Annotated in this window: 21 protein-coding genes and 1 tRNA gene; 8 read left to right on the forward strand and 14 right to left on the reverse strand. The window is 64.2% G+C overall.

Going from position 1 to position 22,037, the window contains the following annotated elements:
- Window positions 1-231: 231 nt before the first annotated feature.
- Window positions 232-585 (reverse strand): PilZ domain-containing protein, encoded by a 354-nt coding sequence (locus tag NMP03_RS14770; protein ID WP_256506241.1) that lies wholly within the window; start codon window positions 583-585, stop codon window positions 232-234.
- 324 nt (window positions 586-909) lie between these two features.
- Window positions 910-1,251, reverse strand: coding sequence for an HU family DNA-binding protein (locus NMP03_RS14775; protein WP_256506242.1), 342 nt, complete (start codon window positions 1,249-1,251; stop codon window positions 910-912).
- Between the two features lie 2,362 nt (window positions 1,252-3,613).
- Between NMP03_RS14775 and NMP03_RS14780 the strand changes: the two genes are divergently transcribed.
- Window positions 3,614-4,006: a response regulator gene (locus NMP03_RS14780; protein ID WP_256508143.1), complete on the forward strand. Its 393-nt coding sequence runs from the start codon at window positions 3,614-3,616 to the stop codon at window positions 4,004-4,006.
- Window positions 4,007-4,257: 251 nt separating this feature from the next.
- Here the strand turns inward: NMP03_RS14780 and NMP03_RS14785 are convergent, their stop codons facing one another.
- Entirely contained in the window at window positions 4,258-5,262 is a 1,005-nt protein-coding gene (locus NMP03_RS14785) for a GNAT family N-acetyltransferase (protein ID WP_256506243.1), read from the reverse strand.
- Between the two features lie 853 nt (window positions 5,263-6,115).
- Between NMP03_RS14785 and NMP03_RS14790 the strand changes: the two genes are divergently transcribed.
- The 3 genes from NMP03_RS14790 to NMP03_RS14800 all read left to right on the forward strand — a co-directional run bounded on the left by NMP03_RS14790 (window position 6,116) and on the right by NMP03_RS14800 (window position 8,944).
- Window positions 6,116-6,478 carry a PAS domain-containing protein gene (locus tag NMP03_RS14790; protein WP_256506244.1) on the forward strand — a complete coding sequence of 121 codons (363 nt, stop codon included), beginning with the start codon at window positions 6,116-6,118 and terminating at the stop codon, window positions 6,476-6,478.
- A 13-nt stretch (window positions 6,479-6,491) separates the two neighbouring features.
- Entirely contained in the window at window positions 6,492-7,781 is a 1,290-nt protein-coding gene (locus NMP03_RS14795; protein ID WP_256506245.1) for a sensor domain-containing diguanylate cyclase, read from the forward strand.
- A gap of 149 nt (window positions 7,782-7,930) precedes the next feature.
- On the forward strand, window positions 7,931-8,944 hold the full coding sequence (locus tag NMP03_RS14800) for an AMP-binding protein (RefSeq protein WP_256506246.1): 1,014 nt from the start codon (window positions 7,931-7,933) through the stop codon (window positions 8,942-8,944).
- Between the two features lie 432 nt (window positions 8,945-9,376).
- Here the strand turns inward: NMP03_RS14800 and NMP03_RS14805 are convergent, their stop codons facing one another.
- The 4 genes from NMP03_RS14805 to dapB form a co-directional block, all read right to left on the reverse strand.
- Window positions 9,377-9,796 carry an SOS response-associated peptidase family protein gene (locus NMP03_RS14805; protein ID WP_256506247.1) on the reverse strand — a complete coding sequence of 140 codons (420 nt, stop codon included), beginning with the start codon at window positions 9,794-9,796 and terminating at the stop codon, window positions 9,377-9,379.
- Window positions 9,797-9,865: 69 nt separating this feature from the next.
- A tRNA-Arg gene (locus NMP03_RS14810) sits at window positions 9,866-9,942 on the reverse strand.
- A gap of 45 nt (window positions 9,943-9,987) precedes the next feature.
- Complete coding sequence (nth, locus tag NMP03_RS14815; protein ID WP_256506248.1) at window positions 9,988-10,656, reverse strand: endonuclease III; 669 nt, start codon at window positions 10,654-10,656, stop codon at window positions 9,988-9,990.
- 22 nt (window positions 10,657-10,678) lie between these two features.
- Window positions 10,679-11,407: a 4-hydroxy-tetrahydrodipicolinate reductase gene (gene dapB, locus NMP03_RS14820; RefSeq protein WP_256506249.1), complete on the reverse strand. Its 729-nt coding sequence runs from the start codon at window positions 11,405-11,407 to the stop codon at window positions 10,679-10,681.
- A 129-nt stretch (window positions 11,408-11,536) separates the two neighbouring features.
- On the opposite strand from dapB, the gene NMP03_RS14825 reads away from it, so the two are divergent.
- On the forward strand, window positions 11,537-12,259 hold the full coding sequence (locus tag NMP03_RS14825; RefSeq protein WP_256506250.1) for an NAD-dependent deacylase: 723 nt from the start codon (window positions 11,537-11,539) through the stop codon (window positions 12,257-12,259).
- A gap of 105 nt (window positions 12,260-12,364) precedes the next feature.
- Here NMP03_RS14825 and era read toward each other — a convergent pair whose 3' ends face one another.
- From era to lepB, 4 genes are all read right to left on the reverse strand, one after another.
- Window positions 12,365-13,270 carry a GTPase Era gene (era, locus tag NMP03_RS14830; RefSeq protein ID WP_256506251.1) on the reverse strand — a complete coding sequence of 302 codons (906 nt, stop codon included), beginning with the start codon at window positions 13,268-13,270 and terminating at the stop codon, window positions 12,365-12,367.
- Window positions 13,271-13,341: 71 nt separating this feature from the next.
- Window positions 13,342-13,674 (reverse strand): GIY-YIG nuclease family protein, encoded by a 333-nt coding sequence (locus NMP03_RS14835; RefSeq protein ID WP_256506252.1) that lies wholly within the window; start codon window positions 13,672-13,674, stop codon window positions 13,342-13,344.
- A gap of 133 nt (window positions 13,675-13,807) precedes the next feature.
- Window positions 13,808-14,479 (reverse strand): ribonuclease III, encoded by a 672-nt coding sequence (rnc, locus tag NMP03_RS14840; RefSeq protein WP_256506253.1) that lies wholly within the window; start codon window positions 14,477-14,479, stop codon window positions 13,808-13,810.
- A complete protein-coding gene (gene lepB / locus NMP03_RS14845) occupies window positions 14,476-15,276 on the reverse strand; it encodes a signal peptidase I (protein WP_256506254.1) in 801 nt (266 codons plus the stop codon). Before lepB ends, rnc begins: the two co-directional genes overlap by 4 nt.
- A gap of 125 nt (window positions 15,277-15,401) precedes the next feature.
- Between lepB and pgi the strand changes: the two genes are divergently transcribed.
- Together pgi and gorA are read left to right on the forward strand one after the other, a co-directional pair.
- The gene (gene pgi / locus NMP03_RS14850; protein WP_256506256.1) at window positions 15,402-16,895 is read left to right on the forward strand and encodes a glucose-6-phosphate isomerase; all 1,494 of its coding nucleotides are present in this window, start codon (window positions 15,402-15,404) and stop codon (window positions 16,893-16,895) included.
- Window positions 16,896-17,013: 118 nt separating this feature from the next.
- The gene (gene gorA / locus NMP03_RS14855; protein WP_256506257.1) at window positions 17,014-18,360 is read left to right on the forward strand and encodes a glutathione-disulfide reductase; all 1,347 of its coding nucleotides are present in this window, start codon (window positions 17,014-17,016) and stop codon (window positions 18,358-18,360) included.
- 10 nt (window positions 18,361-18,370) lie between these two features.
- Here gorA and NMP03_RS14860 read toward each other — a convergent pair whose 3' ends face one another.
- Both NMP03_RS14860 and NMP03_RS14865 read right to left on the reverse strand, forming a co-directional pair.
- A complete protein-coding gene (locus NMP03_RS14860; RefSeq protein WP_256506258.1) occupies window positions 18,371-18,778 on the reverse strand; it encodes an endonuclease domain-containing protein in 408 nt (135 codons plus the stop codon).
- 61 nt (window positions 18,779-18,839) lie between these two features.
- Window positions 18,840-20,102, reverse strand: a complete 1,263-nt coding sequence (locus NMP03_RS14865; protein WP_256506260.1) for a dicarboxylate/amino acid:cation symporter — start codon at window positions 20,100-20,102, stop codon at window positions 18,840-18,842.
- Between the two features lie 71 nt (window positions 20,103-20,173).
- On the opposite strand from NMP03_RS14865, the gene glmM reads away from it, so the two are divergent.
- On the forward strand, window positions 20,174-21,511 hold the full coding sequence (gene glmM, locus NMP03_RS14870) for a phosphoglucosamine mutase (protein WP_256506261.1): 1,338 nt from the start codon (window positions 20,174-20,176) through the stop codon (window positions 21,509-21,511).
- Window positions 21,512-21,568: 57 nt separating this feature from the next.
- Here glmM and NMP03_RS14875 read toward each other — a convergent pair whose 3' ends face one another.
- Window positions 21,569-21,994, reverse strand: a complete 426-nt coding sequence (locus NMP03_RS14875) for a fasciclin domain-containing protein (RefSeq protein ID WP_256506263.1) — start codon at window positions 21,992-21,994, stop codon at window positions 21,569-21,571.
- Window positions 21,995-22,037 lie beyond the last annotated feature (43 nt).

The raw sequence follows: 22,037 nt of genomic DNA on the forward strand, positions 1-22,037 counted from the left end.
GGCGCGCGCGATGTCACCCGCACCGTTGAGTGAAAGCCCGTAAGCCACGAGCTCATGGTACCATATTTCGTCGCGGACGAGCTTCCGTGCAAGCGCCAAGTCGATTTTGGGCGTGCCTTTCACGAAGTTCACCCCGGTTGCTGTGTAAGCGTCCCGGTGTCGATTGTCTGCGCGGCCCATTCTTGCCCGAAAGCCGCTATAATCGTTCTAGGCGGACAGCAATGGGTCGTTTCAGGGCTCGAAAGGCGGCGCCATTTGCGCAAGCGAGCTTTCGATTAAAATCTCCTCGAACGCCGCGGGTACCAGCGGATAATCAAAATCGACGCCGAAAGCGCCGTTACGGCTCCACGTCACCCAGCCGGCAGGGCGGATACGTTCATCGAACACGATTTCCACAAACGATCCCACCGCGACGTGGTCATTTGTTACGAGCCCGCACCCGACCCGTGACAAGTCGCACACGGTTGCGGCTATCTGGTGCCGCGTAAGGGTGGCGATCTCCACGGTACGGCGAACCTGCCGTCGCGCACATTGGCGCTTGTCATAGAACGCATCAGGGCGTGCTTTTGCCAGTCCATAAGCCATAACGGGATCAGAACGCGCCGCACCCAAAATAGACGCAAGCTTGTCGCTGCGCGTACAAATTTGTACTCACCGCAGGCCGCCTCAATCGCTGCGGCGTTTAATTGTCGGCTCTCTTCGGCGGATCGGCGGGCTTCCACCTATCGGGGCTAGGCTGATCGCGACTATAGTTCGGTCCCGCTCGAATGCTGAGCGGCTTCTGCCGGGCTGACCCACGACGGGCACCCCAGACTGTAGGAAAATCGCGAACTTCGCTGGCTTTCCGCTGGCCTCAATTGGGCCATGTTAGTCTGTCTGGCTAACAAGCATCACGCTGGCCAATCACGATCAACCTGACGTTGCACGAGGCTTTCGCCATCTGCGGGTTTCTGTTGGCGCAAATTGACCAATCAATCCAGATAGGCGTGCCTTCCATTCCTTGCTCGGCTTATAAACTGGGACGCGTTTCGCGCAGACCGATACCGTCTTGCCCGTTCGAGGATCTCGGCCTGCACGAGCAGCACGGGAACGGGTGACAAACGTACCGAAGCCGCGCACTTCAACTCGCCCGTCGCCAGCTAGGGCCAGCACGATCTGGTCGAAAAAGACGTCCACGACCTTTTGCGCATCCCGAATAGTTAAGTCTGGATTGTCGCGCGCGATTGCCAGAACTAAATCTGACCGGACCATCTCTGCCTCCTGTCATGGCTGCCATCGCCAAGTCACCCGCCCGCGGGCTGTCGCGGGATGCTACAAAATGCCTCTGCCCAAACGCAATGCGTTTCCGACATCTGTGACCGGCGATCGCATAGCGGTCGCGCTGTCCCCGCCCCAGGTCGGGACTTATTCGACGCAGTGTCATTCGTGCAGCGCTAACAGCTCCGAACATGCCGGGATCGCAGCCAAATTGGGCGAGCAACTGCAATCGCCACCAAATCCCACCGTGACAGCGCGAACGGCGCTCGCCCCACCGCGGCTTCATCCGAATGACGAACGTACGCGATCGCGAGCTACGATCTGCCGATGCGAATGATGTGTTGGCGGATCGCCAGGAGCCCATCGCCGCTTAGGCAAAGGTTTGTATCGCCGAAGCTGCGGCTCGATCAGCGGACGCCGGCTTTCACGATCCAGCGTGAAGTTGCGGGCGGCTACTGGTCACCTTTCTTCGGCGGATCGGCGGGCTTCTCCTGATCGGGGCCACGTTCTAATGACTGCGATTCGGCCCCTCCTGAGTGATAAACGTCTCTTTTTCGAGTTCGTCGACGACCAGTTCCTAAGCATCAGGACTGCGACGAATCTCGCTGGCGCTTCTGTTAGCGTCAAACCGCAGCACTTCCTTCACACTTACGCGCCTACTGCGCGGCGTCGCCCCGGCAGCGGACAGCAACCCGTCGGGGCGACGAACATCCAAATCCTCGGGCGGTCGAACTGACGCGTGGCAGGTCGCGTCGAATGTCAGAAACGCCCGATCCCGTGGGCAAGGGACCGAGCGTCGAAAGAACATCCCATGCGGTGGGTGCGGCGTTAATCTGCTGGTAACCCATGCGTCTGGCAACAGATAATAGCAGGCCGACGTCCCTTACCGTCCCGCGCTCGTATAGGTCTCATTTATCCAGTTTGCCGGAATCAGCCAGGCGCGACGCCAGTAGCGATCCCATCGCACTGCTGTTCTGCTCGCCACCATGCCGCAGGACAGATCGCTGACCAGCCGCCCGCGACACCAATCTGCCGTGCGGCGCCCTTACCGTTTCCGAGCGGCTGACACCTCAGCACTGCCCGCCGACAAGAACATGGCCATGCGGGGATCGTCCCTTACCTAACGACCGATCAGTCGTCCCAAGGCATCGGGCGGCGCGTCCGCCGACGCCCGCGGGCACGGGCGATCAGGCCTGCAGCTGCCGTTCATTACTCGCGCGGCGACTGCCGCCAGGAGAATGCGCGGACCCTCGGCACCATGGAGGGCCGTTGCCGTTCCATAGCGGGCGGGCGTGGAGGGGAAGGTTGTGCCGGATAGCTGCTGCTGAAGAGCGGCCAGCAACCACAAGGAGGGGATCATTTGGTTCTCATAGGTAGGGCACGGCTTGTACCGCACTGCGTTGGCATCCGCGCAGCCAATCAGGCGTTGACCCGCGGTACATCGTCGATTCAAATAGCCCAACGGCCTCGGTCGCCCCCAACTTACTTGTACGTCAGCTAAATACCTGAACGCACCAACAGTGATTCGGCTAGCGGAACAGGATTCGAGGTAAATTGCGGACCCGGCGTGTCGAAGGACTGTTGTTAATGAAGCGGTCACAGCACCGCCGTTAGAGAGGATGAGCAATGCGAGAGCGAGCAGCAGAGCGAATGAACTTCAACGGCTTGGCAATCGGCCTGGCTGTCAGTGGCGCGCTCTGGGTCATAATAATCGAGCTTGGCCAGCTCATTATTTAAGTGCGAGCCACAGGTTCGCGACGGGAGAAACACGTTGCGGATTCTTTGTTCGTTGGGCTTGTGCAGTTGGACTAAGCGACCGGCAACGCATCGGCCGGACAGATTGGTAATGCGCTGCAAAAAGTGCCTGCAAACGCGCGTGCGCCAACTGAAGCGGGCGCCAGAACCTATACCTGTATCGGCGCCGGACCAAAATCGAGCATCAGATTGAATGGAAATGACCGGAGAGCGTCAGCTTAAGTCTCCGCTCCCCAAACGGCATCATCAACCTCTTGGGCCAACCCGGCACCTTAATGTAAATTCGTCACGCGACCTCGGTATGAATCGGCATATTGCTGCGTTGGGGGTATGATCCAGACCCGAACTTTCGCGTAGCGGTAGCCCTTGGTGCCCCGCAGCTGCAGATAGCCTGCGAGCGTGATTATAACGCTGTGGTGCCCCTGCTTGCTACCGCAGCCTCCTGTGCGTCGCTGTTCGGGTAGCGGGTAGGGCCACCGTTCATCGCGTTCGCATCGCGGCACCGCTCAGGGAGGGTTGTTTTGTGCCCGACGGGAACAGATAGCGGCCATATTGTGATCGGCTTTGTATGCCGGTCATCATCTCGCGCGAGGGCCATGCGATGAAGATATTATTTATCGAGGATGACCCGATGAACCGCCGGGTCGTGCGCGACATGCTCGAGGTCGCGGGGGCGACGATGGCTGAGGCCGATCGCGCCGAAGAAGGGCTTCGCCAAATCGACTTCGAGGATTTCGACATCGTGCTCTGCGATCTGCGCATGCCCGGGATGGACGGGTTCGAGGCAATCCGCAGGATCCGCTCGCGCCCTGACGCGAAAGCCACTTTGCCCCTGATCGTAGTGACCGGAGACACTGCGGTCGACCTCGCCGAGCGTTGTATGACAATCGGTGCCGATGCGGTGATCTTCAAGCCGGTGGCGATGGAAGCGCTATTCGACGCGATCGGCAGCGTGCTGGTGCGCAAGGCAGCTCACGGAGGTGTAATCCCCTAGCGCGGCAGTCGGTCAGAATCTGCTGTAACAGCGGTGTCGCGCTAGGTTACATTGGTTGTTCGGTTAGATGAGGCGAGGCCCGCGGCGACCCGGCCCCACTTTGTATCGCGATCGCGCCCGTGAGCGAGAGCTATCGAAGGCCAAGCGACGTACGTACGACAAACGCGTCAGCTGGACTAACCGCTTTTGGTCGCACCTCATTGTCCTTAACAATTGATATCAATATATATTAGCGTATTCCCCTTGCTGCTTCACAAAGGTAACGTCTGTGCCTGATCCGAGGGTTTACGACGCTCCCAGGTGGTGACGTCATCGAGAAACGACCGCACGGGCTCAACCAGTGCCGCATGCGCCGCCACATGGCTTGACCCTTCGCGCTCGAGGGCGGCTTGTACCTGCTCCAGCCGGACCGCCGCGCGTTCGACGGACCCATCGGTCGCGACACAAAGCTCGAAAGCGAAAGAGAAGGTACCGGTGTCCAGATTCCGGAGCACTGGCGATTCCGTGAACTGCCGATCAAAACGAGTGCCCGGTAGCGGTTCGACGTCGATCAGGTCTGTGGCTTCAAGGTGATCGATCATCGCGCGCGTGTCTGGATGCGCCTCGATATCAGTTTCGAGCGCTGCCGCGAGCTCGCGCAGCAGCAACGCAACTTGCCGTGCTGGTATCGACGGACGGGTTCCCGGGCCAGCGATGAAGACCAGCAGATGCAGCGGGTGCGGCTGACTGTCGGCACGCAGCGGCGGCATGACATAATCGAAGACCAACATATCGGCGCCAAGCTTCGCCAACTGCCGCTGCCGCGCAATCGTCGCCGTGCGCTCGTGGTCGTCTACGGCATCACAATAGCGCTCGGTTTCAGCGAACATCAGCACGTTGCCCGCAATCTCCGTCAGCACGCGGCGGGCTTCGGCAACCAGGCGTGTGCCGACGCCGCGCCCGCGTGCATCCGGCATGACCGCGATATATGTCAGCAGGCCGCAGTCCGCGGTTCGGTAATGCTCGATCGTCACACCGCCGACGATGAGACGAAACGGTGTAATCGCCAGAATGACATCGAGGTGGGGTTGTGGCGGCGGCGCGTCATGCGCAAGCCGGGCAGCCCAATATGCCACGTTCTCGCGAAGATCGGCGATTGGAAAGGCGACTTCGTACACCCCACGTCGATAGGCTTCGAGCATCAGCGCCCGCTCGCCGGGCTCGACCTGCGACAGACGGACCATCCTCAATTCTTCGGTCTGCCACTGCTCGCTCATGCCGCCTCCTGCCCACACTGTACGAGAGCCTAGGCTGGAAAATCAGTCAATGGCGAGCGAACGATATCAACGGATTGGCGACCAACAACGGAATGATAAGTTGTCCAAGCATGCTAGCAAGTAGCCTAACTCTAGGCTCGATGGCGGCAGTCAGGAGAGAGATAGGGACCGTGGCAGCTCGAGACCTAGCCTCGTCCTGCCGGCGGGGTGAAACCGCGCTTTCGACGGTCGGTTTGGCGATTATTGTAGCGACCTTTTATTGCGAGAACTGCAAGGCGGCCGCGCTCCAGTTTCAGGCGAACGGTAACGGTCCGGTCATAGGGGTCAACGGGGGGTGATTACGGTCTGTTCCGAAAGGATCGCGTCACCCTTCTACGCGGGGGATATTCACCCTGGCTATTGGCTCTCGATCTACCGCTTCGGCTTTGGAGAGCAGGCTCCCAGGCCGACGGTGCGGACCTACGCGGCCAGATTCTTTGTCGCGCTCATCAGCGCATGGGCCGCGATGGGCTTCCAGCCGCCGAAGTTGTCATTCTGACCGCCTTCGTTGTCTGGCTGCCTTGCGCGGATCGCAAACCAACTACCACGCCATGCCGTTCCAAAGCCCGGCTACCATCCCGGATCTGCCAAGGAATCGAGATGTACGGGCGTCCATTTCTCGAGAGCGGCGGAACCACTGCGTGGCCAAAACGGGTTCTTTCGGCGCAAAATTTGGCGGGCTGCCGCCCGGCGATTGGCTGGGGGCGCCTTTCGCAGGCGATGCAGGATATATGCGGTCGAACGTCTTCCTTTAGCCGATAGTTAATTCCTCATTCCGTATGGGCACTTCGACTATGGAGCCCCGGTCGAGTCTATGACGAACACATCCTTTGAAGCGATCTTGTTAAACGACCTCGAAGCGATGGGGGAAGCAGCGCTCGACGCACTGCCTTTTGGCGTCGTGGGTTTTAGCGCCGACACGGTGGTCCAGGTTTATAACGCAACTGAAGCTCGAATGTCGGGGCTCGATCCGGCGACGGTCATGGGCGCGCCGTTTTTCGAAGTCGTTGCCCAGTGCATGAACAATTTTCTGGTCGCGCAGCGTTTCGGGGACGAGCCCGATATCGATGATATCATCCCCTATGTCCTGACCTTCCGTATGCGGCCAACTAAGGTCCGCCTGCGATTGTTGGCAGCCGCGGCGGCCCCCCGCCGCTATATCTTGATCGAACGCTGAACCGCGATCGATCATGAGCGCCGAATCGAGCGAGGAGCAGCTTCTCGAGTTTCTATATGCCTGTCCCGTCGGTCTGATCGAATGCGATCTTGCCGGCGATATCGCCTTGATGAACCCATTTGCCATGCAGCATCTGTTGCCTCTTGCCGGCACTAGAGATGTAGGAAACCTGTTCGCGACGTTCGAACAGCATGCACCCGAGCTGCGAAGCATCGCCGCGTCGTTTGCGCCGGCCACTGGACGCATGTGCGATGGTCATCGCATTTTCGTCGATCTGGGAACCGGCAGATCGAGCGGGGCGCGAAAAGTCTTGGCCTGTACCATGGTCAAACTGGGCCCCGACAGGTTGATGGCAACATTGACTGACATCACCGACCAGGTCGCACAGGAGCAGCGCCTGCGTCAGGCAGATACTTGGTTTGCAACCCTGCTCGACGGCGTAATCGATTTCGCCGAACTTACCGTCACCGCGAATGGCGAAATCGAAGATGCAAATGCGTCCTTTACCCGCCAAACCGGTTATTATGCCGCTGCGGTGATCGGTCGCAAGCTCGCCGACATTCTTGACGCAGAAATGCCCGGCGGCGACCTCCGGCTCGAAGAGCAGCTGACCATAGCGGCCCGCGAGGGATGGCATCTGCAAGAGGGATGGCAACAACGGTCAAACGGCGAGCGCTACTGGTGCCAGCGCCTAGTCGTTGTTCGCACCGACGGCCTCGACACAAATTTGTCGAGATTTTCGGTGGTACTGCGCGAGGTGCCTCGGCGAGCCGAGGCAGTCGAGGATATCCGGCGCGTGCTGACCAAGGACCACCTCACCGGCGCGTCGAACAGGCGATATTTCAGCCAGGCGATGGAACGCGAACACACCCATTGGCGCAATATATGCCAGTCGCTGGCGCTGATCGTGCTGGATCTCGATCACTTCAAGCGCATCAACGACCGGCACGGTCACCCTATTGGTGATGCAGTCCTGCGCCGGGTGACCGAAGTCTGCACTCAGCTGCTACCGCCGCGCGGGGTTTTTGCGCGTTTAGGTGGAGAAGAGTTTGGGGTCCTGCTCCCGCGATACGACCAGGGGCAGGCCACGAAGCTCGCCGAGGCTCTTCGTGTGGCGATAGCTGCGATCGAAATGGAGACGCCGCTTGGCATGCTGCGGCTTACCGCAAGCTTTGGGCTAGCGACGCTGGACGAAGCCGACGGATCGATCGACGGGCTGATCGCATTAGCTGACGAGCGCCTCTATGCTGCCAAGGATGGCGGGCGTAACCGGGTATATCGCTCCCAGGGCCTGGCGGTATGACGAGCCTAAGGTTGGAGCGCCCCGCCGCCCACCGGATAGCCTGCGCGGTCGTAGTTGCCGAGGTCAGACGCATCCGTGAAACCGACTTGGCGGTCGCCGGTTCTACAGATTGGCCAGAGGCGACGCCGATTGGCGATGATGGGCTGGGCTTGGATTCGCTCGAACAGCTCGGCGCGTTGGGAGCATTGGCAGAGACTTTCGACCTCGACGATAGCCAGCTCGACGACACGCCGCCGTTCACGGTAGCCGACTGGATCGACTGGATCATGCAGGCGCATGCCACTAGCGATGGACGCGTGACGGTGCGGACATCTGGGTCAACTGGCCACCCACAACCATTTCCGCATAACGTCGGCGACCTTCTGAAAGAGGCCGCCTTTTTTGCGGAGCAGCTTACCGATCGCCGCCGGGTCGTCGCGCTGGTTCCGGCCAACCATCTGTACGGTATCGTGTGGACGGCGTTGCTGCCGGCAGCGCTCAAAACAAGCGTCGTCGTCCGAAAGATCGGCGCGCCGATCGGGCTGTTGTCAGGCGACTTGGTGGTAGCGGTCCCCGAGCAGTGGCAAGCCATGTCACGACTGACCCGCCAATTTCCTGATGACGTCGTCGGCGTCAGTTCCGCAGGACCGCTCGATAGCCATTTGGCAACGGATTTGCTGGCACTGGGTCTGACACGAATGATCGACGTGTACGGTTCATCGGAAACCAGCGCCATCGCGGTTCGCGATATGCCGGCGGAAACCTACAGCCTTTTACCGCGATGGCAGCTGATCCCATCGGGCGACGATTGGGCCCTGGATGACGGAATGGGTCGTGTGGAACGTTTGCCAGACCATATCGACCGTATCGATGAGCGTCTATTTCGGCTTGGCGGTCGCCGCGACGGTGCATTGCAGGTAGCCGGGCATAATGTCTGGCCAGAGCGCGTCGTCCAGGCGCTGCGCGGGGCCGACGGTGTCGCCGACGTTGCTGTACGCCTCCATGCCAATGGCAGATTAAAGGCGTTCGTGGTGCCAGCGCCCGGTTCTGATCCGATCGAATTAGAGCCCGCCCTCCAGCGATTTGCCGACGAACGATTGTCCGAGCCCGAACGCCCTAAGAGCTTTCGCTTCGGCCCGGCATTGCCGCGAAACGAAATGGGTAAGTTGCGCGATTGGGCATGACGGATATCCCTGCAGCCGAAAATCAAAGTGCCGCTAATTTCCAAGCGTGCCACGGATGCAGAACAAGCATGCCGCATCATCTGCCGATCATGATGGCGTTTCAGCCAATCATCGATCTCGAGGCTGGCCCCATATTTGGCTATGAAGCACTCGTGGGGGGGCAACGGGGGACGTGCTCCCGTGACACTTTGCCAGTCTGAGCTAGATTGTGAGCGACAAAGGCACGGAGCTGACCAGCCTAACCGCGCCCAACAATCGCGGCGGGATCATGCGCGTCCATCCGCTCTCCCTTTGGGCGATCCGGTCGTGTCCCTGTGGTTATATCTGTGCAGCACAGCCAACGTCGTTGGTCGATCGACGCCGCTGAGGCGATGGTGCTGGCCACCGCGAGGACGTCAATTAGACGCGCCTCTGGCGCACCAAGCGCAGGCTTTAGTCGACGCGCATCAGCTGGGACGGGTAGGGGGCGACCGATTTCTGTATGTCCTCCCAAGGCGCGGTAAGCCAACGCTCGTAGACGTCGTCATGCAGGATGACCGGCATGGCTTTGGGATGGATCGGGGCAACGACCGTGTTGGGCTCTGTGGTAAGGAAGCCGTAAGCGTTACCGCGGTCCGTCGGTCGCCGAATACCCGCAAAGGCAAAGATCGGTCGGCTCGGTACATCGAACCAGTGCAGGGGCTTCTTGCCGTCTCCGTCGCCACCGGCTCCCGGATTGCGACCATCACGCTCGGGCCGATACTCGATCGCGAACTTGCCGAAACCGGGTTCGCCACCTTTTCGCCCTTGGCCGCCGCGCCGACAATCTGGCCACCCGGCTGCGTCCGACGAATCGTCCTGACACGAGTTCATATAAACTCATGTCGTCCGCAAATGTTTTCCGTACGCTCCCCGTAGGGCTCAGCTAAGTCATTGAAAAGATGGTGCACCCGACTGGATTCGAACCAGTGGCCTCTGCCTTCGGAGGGCAGCGCTCTATCCAGCTGAGCTACGGGTGCCAGACCGCCCGGTTAGCAAAGCCGCGCGGGATGCGCCAGTGGGTTTCACGCCGGCGCCGCGTCCACGCGCTTTGCTTTGGGGGCGGGGGTCTTGGGGCGGTAGCGGCACAGGTCGGCGACGGGGCAGCGCCAGCATTCGGGGGTGCGCGCCTTGCAGACATAGCGGCCGTGCAGGATCAGCCAGTGATGCGCGTGCAGCCGGAAGGGCTGCGGCGTCGCCTTGTCGAGCCGAAGTTCGACCGCGAGCACGGTCTTGCCCGGCGCCAGCCCGGTGCGGTTGCCGACGCGGAAGATATGCGTGTCGACCGCGAAGGTCTCGTGCCCGAACGCGGTGTTGAGCACGACATTGGCGGTCTTGCGTCCGACGCCCGGCAGGCGTTCGAGCGCGGCGCGATCCTGCGGCACCTCGCCGCCATGCTCGGCGATCAGCGCCTCGCTCAGCGCGATCACGTGCTTGGCCTTGGTGTTGAACAGCCCGATCGTGCGGATGTGCTGCTTGAGCCCGTCGATCCCCAGCGCGACCATCTGTTGCGGGGTGTCGACCTCGGCGAACAGCGCGCGCGTCGCCTTGTTCACGCCCACATCGGTCGCCTGCGCCGACAGCGCGACCGCGACCAGCAGCGTATAGGCGTTGGTGAAGGCGAGTTCGGTCTCGGGATGCGGATTGGCCTCGGCCAATCGCGCATAGAATTCGACGATATCGGCTTTCTTCAACGGCGACCTCGCGGGCTGGGCTTCACAGCCCGAGCACCTGGTCCATCGCATAGCGCCCCGGCGGCTGCGCGGCGAGCCACAATGCCGCCTGCACCGCGCCGCGCGCGAAGATCGCGCGGTCCTCGGCGCGATGCGACAGCTCGATCCGCTCGCCTTCGCCCGCGAAGACGACCATGTGATCGCCGACGACGGTGCCGCCGCGCAGGCTCGAAAAGCCGATCGTCCCGCGCGCGCGCGCGCCGACCAGGCCCGCGCGGCCGACGACGCTCGTCTCGGACAGCAGCATCTGCCGCCCTTCGGCCGCGGCTTCGCCCAGCATCAGTGCGGTGCCAGACGGCGCATCGACCTTGTCGCGGTGGTGCATCTCGGCGACCTCGATATCCCAGTCGAGCCCGAGCCGCGCGGCGGCATCGCGCACCAGCGCCGAAAGCAACGCGACGCCGAGCGAGGTGTTGCCCGTCTGGAGCACCGCGATGTCGGCGGCGGCGGCGTCGATCAGGTCGTGGTGGCGCTGGTTGAGCCCGGTGGTGCCGACGACGATCGGCGTCCCCGCCGCGCGTGCCGCCGCCAGATGCGCCTCGAGCGCGGCAGGCGAGGAGAAGTCGACCAGCACGTCGCTGGCCCGTGCGAGCGGCGCGGGGTCTTCGCCGACATCGACCCCGCCGGCATGCTCGGCATTATACGCCGGCATCGCCGCGACGATCGACTGGCCCATCCGGCCCAGGCTTCCATAGATTCCGATTGCCGTCACGCGCATCCTCGTTGTTCTTGCCGGTCCGCCCCTGGGGGGCCGGCGCCGTAGCGTCCTGCGGTGTCATGCCAGAATCGGTTCGCGCGCAACAGGTCTTACAAATGTGCCGCGAGCCGCTAGGGAAGCGCGATGCGCGAACTGCATTCGATCGTCGTGCTGACCGGCGCGGGCGTCTCCGCCGAGAGCGGCATCGCCACCTTTCGCGGTCCCGGCGGGCTGTGGGAAGGCCACCGGGTCGAAGATGTCTGCACCCCCGAAGCGCTGGCGCGCGATCCGGCGCTGGTGCATCGATTCTATGATCTGCGCCGCGCCGCGCTGGCGGGCGTCGCGCCCAACCCCGCGCACCACGCGCTGGCGCGGCTCGATGCGCAATGGCCCGGCGAGTTGCTGATCGTGACGCAGAATGTCGACGATTTGCACGAGCGCGCGGGGGCGACGCGGCTGCTGCACATTCATGGCGAGCTGCGATCGGCTTTGTGCGCCGCGTGTGGCGCGCGGCGCGAATGGGCCGCGCCGTTGCCGCCGGGCAGCGTCTGCGCCGCGTGCGGGCAGGCGGCGCTGCGGCCCGACATCGTGTTCTTTGGCGAGATGCCGTACCAGATGGAGCGGATCGAGGCGGCGCTGGCCGATTGCGACCTGTTCGTGTCGGTGGGTACGTCGGGCGCGGTGTATCCGGCGGCGGGCTTCGTCCAGACCGCGCGCTATCATGGCGCCGATACGCTCGAGATGAACCTCGATCCCTCGATGGGGAGCGTGTTCTTCGCCGAGAGCCGGATGGGGGCGGCGGGGGTGCTGGTGCCCGAGTGGGTGGAGGCGGTGTTGGCCACTACCTCTGACACCCGTTCGCCCTGAGCTTGTCGAAGGGTCGGCCTGCGCTCTCAGCGGGCGCGCGGGAGGCGAGTTCGGGACGACCCTTCGACAAGCTCAGGGCGAACGGAAGAGGGGGGCGGCCCTGGTTCAATCCACCCAGTCGAGCCCCATGTCGTTGTTGAGCGTCCGGTCGTCGTCCCAGCCGGGCTTGACCTTCACGTGCAGGTACAGATGCACCGGCACCCCCATCACCCGTGATAGCTCGGCGCGCGCGCGGGCGCCGATTTCCTTGATCCGCGATCCGCCCTTGCCCAGCACGATCGCGCGCTGGGTGTCGCGCTCGACCAGGATTTGCTGGTGCAATTCGACCGATCCGTCGGGCCGCTCGATATATTGCTCGGTCTCGACCGCGCTGGCGTAGGGGAGCTCGGCGTGGAGCTGGAGGAAGATCTGCTCGCGCGTGACCTCGGCGGCGAGCATCCGCTCGCTCGCGTCGCTTACCTGGTCGGCGGGGAAGTGCCACGGTCCCTCCGGCATCCGCTTGGTCAGCGCGGTCTTGAGTTCGGCGATCCCATCACCGGTGGTCGCCGACACGAAGAAGGTCTCGTCGAAGGGCAGCAGCGCGTTGAGCCGCTCGGCATGCGTCAGCAGCCGCGGCTTGTCGGCGAGGTCGACCTTGTTGAGGATCAGCAGCTTGGGCTCCTTGCGCGACGCCAGCCGCTCGGCGATCACTGTCACCTTTTCAGGCAGTCCCGATTTGGCATCGACGACGAACGCAATCGCGTCGGCCCCCTCGGCGCCTTCCCAGGCGGCAGTCACCATCGCGCGATCGAAGCGACGCTTGGGATCAAAGATGCCCGGCGTGTCGACCAGCAGCAACTGCGTCTCGCCCTCGATCGCGATTCCCATCAGCCGGACGCGCGTGGTCTGCGCCTTGGGACTGACGATCGCGACCTTCTGGCCGACCAGCGCGTTGACTAGGGTGGACTTGCCGGCATTGGGCGCGCCGACGACGGCGACCAGGCCGCAATGGGGGGTGGGGGATTGGGTCATCGGGTTTCGTTTCGATAAGGAGAAGTACGGTCCTTCGACGAGCTCAGGACAAACGGCAAATTAGCGAGGGGTTACGGGTCCCCCATATCCGTTCGTGCTGAGCTTGTCGAAGGGCGGCCCGGATCCTGCCAGTTGCGCGACAATAATTGGAGCAAGGTCCAGTCACCCGAAATCAGCGCTAGTTTCTTTGGTTTGCCCCAGCCCTTGATCCGGCGTTCTGCCTCGAGCGCTTCGAGCCGGCTGGGAAACCCCTCGCTCCAAACCAATGTCACCGGTCGGCGATGTTTAGTGTGCCCTGCGATCTGGCCCGTATGATGCTGCCCAATACGGCGCTCAAGGTGGTCGGTGTGGCCGGTGTAGAAGCTGCCGTCGTTGCAGCGGAGAATGTACGTCCAGAACGTCATGCCTCGCTCCCGCTGTGGGTCGCCCTTCGACAGGCTCAGGGCGAACGGGGATAGGGTAAAGCCCCTCCACGAACCGTTCGCCCTGAGCTTGTCGAAGGGCGGCCCGAACCTTCCTCCAACGCGGCGTTCTCGGTTACCCCCCAAGCTTCGCCAGCAACCCCTCCGCCGCTGCCGTCTCGGCCTCCTGCTTCGAGCTCCCCTCGGCCTCGGCCTCGGCCAGTTTCCCCACCGTTACCCGCACGCGGAACTTCGGCGCGTGGTGGGGGCCCGAGCGTTCGACGATCGCATATTCGGGCGGGCGGCGGTTGTTGGCGGCGGCCCATTCCTGCAGCGCCGATTTGGGGTGGCGCGGGGCCTTGGCCTGCGCGTCGATGCGGCCGGCCCAGGCACGGCGGACGAAGGCCCGCGCGCCCTCGATCCCGGTGTCGAGATACAGCGCGCCGATCAGCGCCTCCATCACGTCGCCCAGGACATTGTCGCTGTTGGCCGCGCCGTCGTCGCGCGCCTGCTTGCCGAGCTTGAGATGCGGCACGACGCCCGCCTCACGCGCGACTTCGGCGCAGATCGGGCCGGTCACCAGCGCGTTGAGCCGGCGCGACAATTTGCCCTCGGGCTCGTCGGGAAAGCGCTCGAACAGCCATTCGGCCATGCACAGCCCGAGCACGCGGTCGCCCAGGAATTCGAGCCGCTCGTAATTCTGCGCCGCCTGGCTGCCGTGCGTCAGCGCGCGAGCATAGGGCGCGATGTCGGCGGGGGCGTGGCCCAGCGTCCGCGCTACCCAGTCGGCCAGCGTGTCGCCGCTCAAAAAGCTTCCCCGATCCGCTCCCACCGCGTCGCGCCGGGCCAGGTCCAGGGCATCAGCCAGCCGGCATTGCCGTCGGTCGACCAGAAGGTGACGACGGCCTTGCCGACCAGATTCTCCATCGGCACGAAGCTGATCGAATCGGCGAAGCGGCTGTCGCGCGAATCGTCGCGATTATCGCCCATCATGAAGACATGGCCGGCGGGCACGGTATAGACTTCGGTGTCGTCGGCGGGGCTGAAGCCGAGGTCGAGGACGTTATAGCCGACGCCGTTGGGCAAGGTTTCGCGATATTGCGGATAGCGGCACACCGGGGTGCCATCAGCGAGCGCGTCACGGAAATAATCCTCGCAGGTCGAATTCGGCGTCACCGGCAGCACGAAATCGGCGACCCGCGCCTTGGGGATCGCGGTGCCGTTGAGGAACAACTGCCCGTCGCGCATCTGCACCCTGTCGCCGGGCAGGCCGATCACGCGCTTGATCCAGTCCTCCTGGTTCTGCGGCGGTGCCTTGAACACCGCGACGTCACCGCGCGCCGGGGTCGAGGCGAGGATGCGCCCCGGGATCAGTGGCACGCTCCACGGCAGCGAATGGCGCGAATAACCGTAGTTCCACTTGGTCACGAACAGATAGTCGCCGATCAGCGTGCGCGGCAGCATCGACCCCGAGGGGATGACGAAGGGCGCGAACAGGAAGCTGCGGATGACGAACACGAACAGCGCGAGCTTCACGAGGAAGATCAGCGTTTCCTGCCATTCGGGGCGGGTGGGTTTCGCAGCGGGGCGGGGGGACTTGGCCATGCCTGGCGATGTGCTTTGGTGTGTGAGGCAGGTCAAGCGGTAAGGGGGGGCTGCCTGCAAGGTGTTCCGCCCCACGGCGCGATGCTCTACGACGCCGCCAACCGAATCCCCCGAGGAGACCGAAGATGGCAGCCACCGACTGGACCCCGATCGAATCCGCCCCGCGTGCGACGCTGACCGAGCTGTTCGCCGCCGACACCAACCGGCTCGAGGCGCTCACCGTCGACCTTGCCGGCATCCATTTCGATTTCGCCAAGACCCACCTCACCCCCGAGCTGGTTGCCGCCTTCGCCACGCTCGCCGACCAGGCAGGGCTCGCCGCCAAGCGTGATGCGCTGTTCGGCGGCGAGATCGTCAACGTCACCGAGGGCCGCGCGGTCGAGCATACTGCCGAGCGCGGCGAGGGATCGGCGGCGAGCGTCGATCGCGCGCGCCAGCAGCATGCGCGGATGCGCGCGCTGATCGACGCGATCGAGGGCGAGGCGTTCGGCCCGGTCCAGCACGTCCTGCATATCGGCATCGGCGGATCGGCGCTCGGTCCCGACCTGCTGGTCGATGCGCTCGGCAATGACGGGGTGCGCTACGACGTCGCGATCGTTTCGAACGTCGATGGCGTCGCGCTCGAAACCGCGCTCGACCAGTTCGATCCGCACGCGACGATCATCGCGGTGGCGTCGAAGACCTTCACCACCACCGAAACCTTGCTCAACGCCGAAAGCGCGCTGGCGTGGATGGCCGAGGCGGGGGTCGACGATCCCTATGGCCGCGTGATCGCGCTCACCGCCGCGCCCGAAAAGGCGATGGAATGGGGCGTCGACGAAACGCGGATCCTGCCCTTCTCCGACAGCGTCGGCGGGCGCTATTCGCTGTGGTCGTCGATCGGTTTCCCCGCCGCGATGGCGCTCGGCTATGAAGCGTTCGAGGAGCTGCTCGAGGGTGCCGCCGAAATGGACCGCCATTTCCGCTTTACCGATCCGGCCAAGAACGCGCCGGTGCTCGCTGCCTTTGCCGACCTCTATTACACCCAGGTGCGCGGCTGCGCGACGCGCGCGGTGTTCGCCTATGACGAGCGGCTGCGGCTGCTGCCCGATTACCTCCAGCAGCTCGAAATGGAATCGAACGGCAAGGCGGTGACCGCGCAAGGCGTGCCGCTCGATCGCCCGAGCGCGCCGATCACCTGGGGCGGGGTGGGCACCGACGCGCAGCACGCGGTGTTCCAGCTGCTGCACCAGGGCACGCATCTGGTGCCGGTCGAGTTCGTCGCGGTGACCGAGCCCGGCGACGGGCTGGCCGAGGCGCATCACCGCCAGTTGCTGCTCAATGCCTTCGCGCAAGGCGCGGCGCTGATGCAGGGACGCGCCAATGAGGATGCAGCGCGCGCCTATCCGGGCGATCGCCCCTCGGCGACCTTGCTGCTGGAAACGCTCGACCCGCGCACGCTGGGCGCGCTGATCGCCTTCTACGAGCACCGCACGTTCGTGAACGCAGCGCTGCTCGACATCAATCCGTTCGACCAGTTCGGGGTCGAGCTCGGCAAGGAAATGGCCAAGGCCGCCGATGCCGGCGACATGGTGTTCGACGCTTCGACCGCCGCGCTGATCGAGCGCGCGCTGGGCTAAGCCCTTTTTGCTCGGTCACCCCGGCACAAGGCCGGGGTGACGGCTCGGCAGTGGTGGGCGCATTTGTACCCGCCACCGCCGCCCCCTATCTCGCGATCACATTACCCGGAGACGCATTTTGCCCGATTACGACTACGACCTCTTCGTCATCGGCGCTGGCTCCGGCGGCACCCGCGCGTCGCGCGTCGCTGCTGCCTATGGCGCGCGCGTGGCGGTTGCAGAGGAATATCGGGTCGGTGGCACCTGCGTCATCCGCGGCTGCGTTCCCAAGAAATTGCTCGTCTACGGCGCGCACTTCGCCGAGGACCTGAAGGATGCGCGGCAGTTCGGCTGGGACGTGCCCGACAATTGCGCGTTCGACTGGTCGCGGCTGCGCGACAATGTCTTCGCCGAGGTCGATCGGATCAACGGTGCCTACACCGCGACGCTCGAAAATCACGGCGTCGAGATCATCCACGAACGCGCGACGATCGCCGGCCCGCATGAGGTGAAGCTGGCGAACGGCCGGATCGTGACTGCAGAGCGCATCCTGCTGGCGGTCGGCGCGCGCCCGCATGTGCCAAGTTGCCCCGGGCATGAACATGGCATCACCTCGAACGAGGCCTTCCACCTCGACGCAGTGCCCAAGCGCGTCCTGATCGCCGGCGCAGGCTATATCGCCAACGAGTTCGCGGGCATCTTCAACGAGCTGGGTGCCAAGGTGACGCTGATCAACCGCAGCGAGGTGATCCTGCGCGGCTATGACGAATCGATCCGCGACCGCTTGCTCCAGATTTCGCTGATGAAGGGCCTTGAGTTCCGCTTCAACGCCGAGTTCCGCGGGATCGAGAAGCAGGCCGACGGATCGCTGCTGGTATCGATGACCAATCACGAGCCGATCGAGGTCGATTGCGTGATGTTCGCCACCGGCCGCGTGCCGAACACCGAGGAATTGGGGCTCGAGGAAGCCGGGGTCGAGCTGCATAACGGCGCGGTGGTGGTCGACGACGAGAACCGCTCGACCTGCGACAGCATCTTCGCGGTCGGCGACGTGACGAACCGCGTCCAGCTCACCCCGGTCGCGATCCGCGAGGGGCAGGCGTTCGCCGACACCTTCTATGGCAACAAGCCGAGCAAGGTCGATTATGGCTGCATCCCGAGCGCGGTGTTCAGCCACCCGCCGATGGCTGCGGTCGGCATGACCGAGAGCGAGGCCAAGACCAAGCTCGGCTCGGTGAAGGTATATCTGTCGGACTTCCGCGCGATGAAGAACGTGCTGGCGGGCCGCAACGAGCGCGCGCTCTACAAGATGATCTGCGACGGCGACACCGGACGGATCGTCGGGCTGCACATGATCGGCCCCGATTCGCCCGAGATCCTGCAGGCAGCCGCGATCGCGGTGAAGGCGGGGCTGACGAAGGACGATTTCGACGCGACGGTGGCGCTGCACCCGACGATGGCCGAGGAATTGGTGCTGATGAAATAGGGGGTGGGCGTTATTCCTCCCCCGCAGGGGGAGGGGGACCGTCGCGAAGCGATGGTGGAGGGGGACTGCCACGAGCGGCGGCTTCGATGTGACGCATCACCGCATCCAAATTGCTCAGCACATCGCTCGCCGATATTCGAAGCGTCCTTACCCCCCGCGCATGCAGCCAAGCATCACGCGCGGCGTCATTCTCGGGGCGGTTGCCTCGGCTATGCGCCTCACCATCCACCTCGATGCACAGCTTCACGGCATCGCAGTAAAAATCGAGGACATAAGGCCCGGCAGGATGCTGCCGACGGAAGCGCTGCCCCCCGGGCCGCCTGCGCAACTGCTGCCACAGCAGCACTTCGGGCAGCGACATTGTTCGCCGGAGCCGCTTCGCCAGCGTCTTGGTGTGCGGCGGGCCACTCAGATCCATCGCTTACCCCCTCCACCATCGCCTCGCGATGGTCCCCCTCCCCCGCTGGGGGAGGAATATTCTATCCCTCCAGCAACACGTCCGCCTCGCTGCGTTCCACCCCGTCCTGGCCGCGCGCGACGACGCTGGTCACCGCGACGTCCATCGTGACGTTGCCGAGCGTGCGCACGATGTCGGGCATCGTCTCGACCGCGACCAGCAGCGCCAGCGGCTCGATCGGCACCCCCATCGCCAGCGCGATCGGTGCTATCGAGGAGACGAAGCTGATCGTGCCCGGCAGGCTGACCGATCCCAGCGCGGTGATAGCCGCCGCCGCGACGCCGATCGCCACCTGCTGCGGCGCGAGCTCGATCCCGAACACATGCGCGACATAGACCGCGACCGCGATGTTCATCGCCGGGCCGGTGAAGCGGAAGATCGCCACGGCCAGCGGCAGTACGACGCCGGCGGTCGCAACGGGCAGCCCCAACGCCTCGGTCCCGCGCAGCATCGCGGGCAGCGAGGCGAGCGAAGACTGGGTCGAGATCGCCACCGCCTGCGCGGGCGCGACCGCGCGCACGAAGCGCTTGAGCGGCACGCGCCCGAGCAGCATCGCGGTGGGATAGGCGAGCATCCAGATCAGCACCCCGGTGCCCGCGACGATCGCGACATAATGCACCAGCGCGCCGAACGCGGCGGTCCCGGCGGTCGCGCCGACGACGAAGGCGAGTGCGAACACGCCGATCGGCGCGAGCAGCAACACCCAGCCGATCATCACCAGCATCGTGTCGGCCACCGCCTGGAAGAAGCGCGTCAGAGTCTCGCGCGGTTCGGCGGGCAAGGTGGTCAGCGCGAAGGCGAAGGTGAGCGTGAAGATGATCAGCGGCAGGAACTGGTCCTCTGCCGCCGCCGAGATCGGGTTGGTCGGTACCATCGCGACCAGAAAGTCGCTGAACGGCGGCACGTCGCCGACCGGCGCCGCGCCCGAGAAACTCGCGCGGAGCGCCGCGCCTGCGTCGGCGGGCAGCGGGAACAGGTCGAGCAGCCCGAGCGCGAACAATGCGCCGAGCGTCGCCGAAATCCACAGCCACGACATGAAGATCACGATCGCGCGCGCCGCCAGCCGCGACGCCTTTGCCGCCTTCGCGGTCGCCGCGACGCCGGTCACCAGCAGCGCCACCACCAGCGGGACGATCGTCATCCTGAGCGCATTGAGCCAGATCGTGCCGATCGGCTGCGCCACCGCGCTGCCGGTTTCGGCCCAGCCCGGCTGCCATTGCGACAGCGCGACGCCCATCGCCAGGCCCGCCGCCAGCGCCATCAGAATTCGCATTGCTTGCGACATGCTCGCCCTTCGTTGTTTGGCACGCTATCAGGCGGGCTGCCCGATCGGGCAAGGTGGAGCAGGGCACGGCGATGGCAAGAAAATATTTCGGCACCGACGGGATCCGCGGCGCAACCAACCTGGCACCGATGACGGCGCAGATGGCGATGAAGGTCGGCATGGCGGCAGGCGCGCACTTCCAGCGGGGCGACCATCGCCACCGCGTGGTGATCGGCAAGGATACGCGGCTGTCGGGCTATATGCTCGAAAACGCGATGGTTGCGGGGTTCACCTCGGTCGGGATGGACGTGGTGCTGGTCGGCCCGATGCCGACGCCCGCGGTGGCGATGCTCACCCAGTCGATGCGCGCCGACATGGGGGTGATGATCTCGGCGAGCCACAATCCCTATGCCGACAACGGCATCAAATTGTTCGGCCCCGACGGCTTCAAATTGTCCGACGCCGACGAGGAAGCGATCGAGGCGCTGATCGACCGCGAGGTGCCGCTGGCGGCGTCGAGCGATATCGGGCGCGCGCGGCGCTACGACGACGCACGCGGGCGCTACATCCACTTCGCCAAGGCGACCTTCCCCGATGATCTTCGGCTCGACGGGCTCAAGGTGGTGGTCGATTGCGCAAATGGTGCGGCCTACCAGGTCGCGCCCTCGGCCTTGTGGGAGTTGGGAGCCGAGGTCGTCGCGATCGGGGTGGATCCCAATGGCAAGAACATCAACGATGGCGTCGGCTCGACCGCGCCCGATACCTTGCGCGAGACCGTCGTGGCATCGGGCGCGCATATCGGTATCGCGCTCGATGGCGATGCCGACCGGCTGATCGTCGTCGACGAACATGGCCGGATCGTCGATGGCGACCAATTGATGGCGACGATCGCCACGGGTTGGGCGCGGCGCGGGCGGCTCAATGGCGGCGGGCTGGTCGCAACGGTGATGTCGAATCTCGGGCTCGAACGCCATCTGGGCGAGCAGGGGCTTGGTCTGATCCGCACCAAGGTGGGCGACCGGCACGTGCTCGAGGCGATGCGCGCGCGCGGCTACAATGTCGGCGGCGAGCAATCGGGGCACATCATCCTCACCGACTACGCCACCACCGGCGACGGGCTGGTCGCCTCGCTCCAGGTGCTCGCCGAACTGGTGCGCGCGGGCGCGCCGGCGAGCGAGGTGCTCCACCGCTTCGAGCCGGTGCCGCAGATATTGAAGAATGTCCGTTTCGCCGGCGGCAAGCCACTCGAGGCCGCGAGCGTGATCGATTGCATCGCGGGTGCCGAGGCCGAACTCGCGGCGAACGGCCGGCTGGTGATCCGCCCCTCGGGCACCGAACCTGTGATCCGGGTGATGGCCGAGGGCGACGACGCTGCGCAGGTCGAGGCGGTGGTGAATCGCATCTGCGACGCGGTGCGCGCAGCGGCGTAAGGGAAAAGTGAAAGCGGCGCTGCCGGGTCGCCCTGGACCCGGCAGCGCCCGATGGTGTCAGCCCTTTGGCAGCAACACCGAATCGATGACGTGGATCACGCCATTCGTGCAATCGATGTCTGCGGTCGCGACCGTCGCATCATTTACCTTCACGCCGTTGGTGCCGTCGACGTTCAGCGTTTCGCCCTGCACGCTGGCGGGGGTTGCGGTCGCGCCGGCGAGATCGCCCGACATCACCTTGCCGCTGACGACGTGGTAGGTGAGGATTCCGGCCAGCTTGTCCTTATTCTCGGGCTTTAGCAGTTCTTCGACCGTACCCTCGGGCAATGCTGCGAACGCGGCATCGGTGGGGGCGAACACGGTGAAGGGGCCGTCGCTCTTCAGCGTTTCGACCAAGCCAGCGGCCTGCACGGCTGCAACCAGCGTGGTGAAGGACCCGGCAGCTACCGCCGTATCGACGATGTCATGCGTTTGATCGCTCATGGGAGAAAACTTTCCTTGGAGGATGGCGCGACAACCTGATCGG

This window comes from Sphingomonas qomolangmaensis (genome assembly GCF_024496245.1).
Classification (GTDB): domain Bacteria; phylum Pseudomonadota; class Alphaproteobacteria; order Sphingomonadales; family Sphingomonadaceae; genus Sphingomonas; species Sphingomonas qomolangmaensis.

Coding starts and splice junctions, on each gene's coding strand:
- pgi (WP_256506256.1), top strand. CDS start 15,402: ATGGCAGCCACCGACTGGACCCCGATCGAATCCGCCCCGCGTGCGACG.
- NMP03_RS14875 (WP_256506263.1), bottom strand. CDS start 21,994: ATGAGCGATCAAACGCATGACATCGTCGATACGGCGGTAGCTGCCGGG.
- NMP03_RS14780 (WP_256508143.1), top strand. CDS start 3,614: ATGAAGATATTATTTATCGAGGATGACCCGATGAACCGCCGGGTCGTG.
- NMP03_RS14785 (WP_256506243.1), bottom strand. CDS start 5,262: ATGAGCGAGCAGTGGCAGACCGAAGAATTGAGGATGGTCCGTCTGTCG.
- lepB (WP_256506254.1), bottom strand. CDS start 15,276: ATGGCCAAGTCCCCCCGCCCCGCTGCGAAACCCACCCGCCCCGAATGG.
- NMP03_RS14790 (WP_256506244.1), top strand. CDS start 6,116: ATGACGAACACATCCTTTGAAGCGATCTTGTTAAACGACCTCGAAGCG.
- era (WP_256506251.1), bottom strand. CDS start 13,270: ATGACCCAATCCCCCACCCCCCATTGCGGCCTGGTCGCCGTCGTCGGC.
- NMP03_RS14825 (WP_256506250.1), top strand. CDS start 11,537: ATGCGCGAACTGCATTCGATCGTCGTGCTGACCGGCGCGGGCGTCTCC.
- NMP03_RS14805 (WP_256506247.1), bottom strand. CDS start 9,796: ATGAACTCGTGTCAGGACGATTCGTCGGACGCAGCCGGGTGGCCAGAT.
- glmM (WP_256506261.1), top strand. CDS start 20,174: ATGGCAAGAAAATATTTCGGCACCGACGGGATCCGCGGCGCAACCAAC.
- NMP03_RS14775 (WP_256506242.1), bottom strand. CDS start 1,251: ATGGTCCGGTCAGATTTAGTTCTGGCAATCGCGCGCGACAATCCAGAC.
- NMP03_RS14770 (WP_256506241.1), bottom strand. CDS start 585: ATGGCTTATGGACTGGCAAAAGCACGCCCTGATGCGTTCTATGACAAG.
- NMP03_RS14865 (WP_256506260.1), bottom strand. CDS start 20,102: ATGTCGCAAGCAATGCGAATTCTGATGGCGCTGGCGGCGGGCCTGGCG.
- NMP03_RS14835 (WP_256506252.1), bottom strand. CDS start 13,674: ATGACGTTCTGGACGTACATTCTCCGCTGCAACGACGGCAGCTTCTAC.
- NMP03_RS14795 (WP_256506245.1), top strand. CDS start 6,492: ATGAGCGCCGAATCGAGCGAGGAGCAGCTTCTCGAGTTTCTATATGCC.
- NMP03_RS14860 (WP_256506258.1), bottom strand. CDS start 18,778: ATGGATCTGAGTGGCCCGCCGCACACCAAGACGCTGGCGAAGCGGCTC.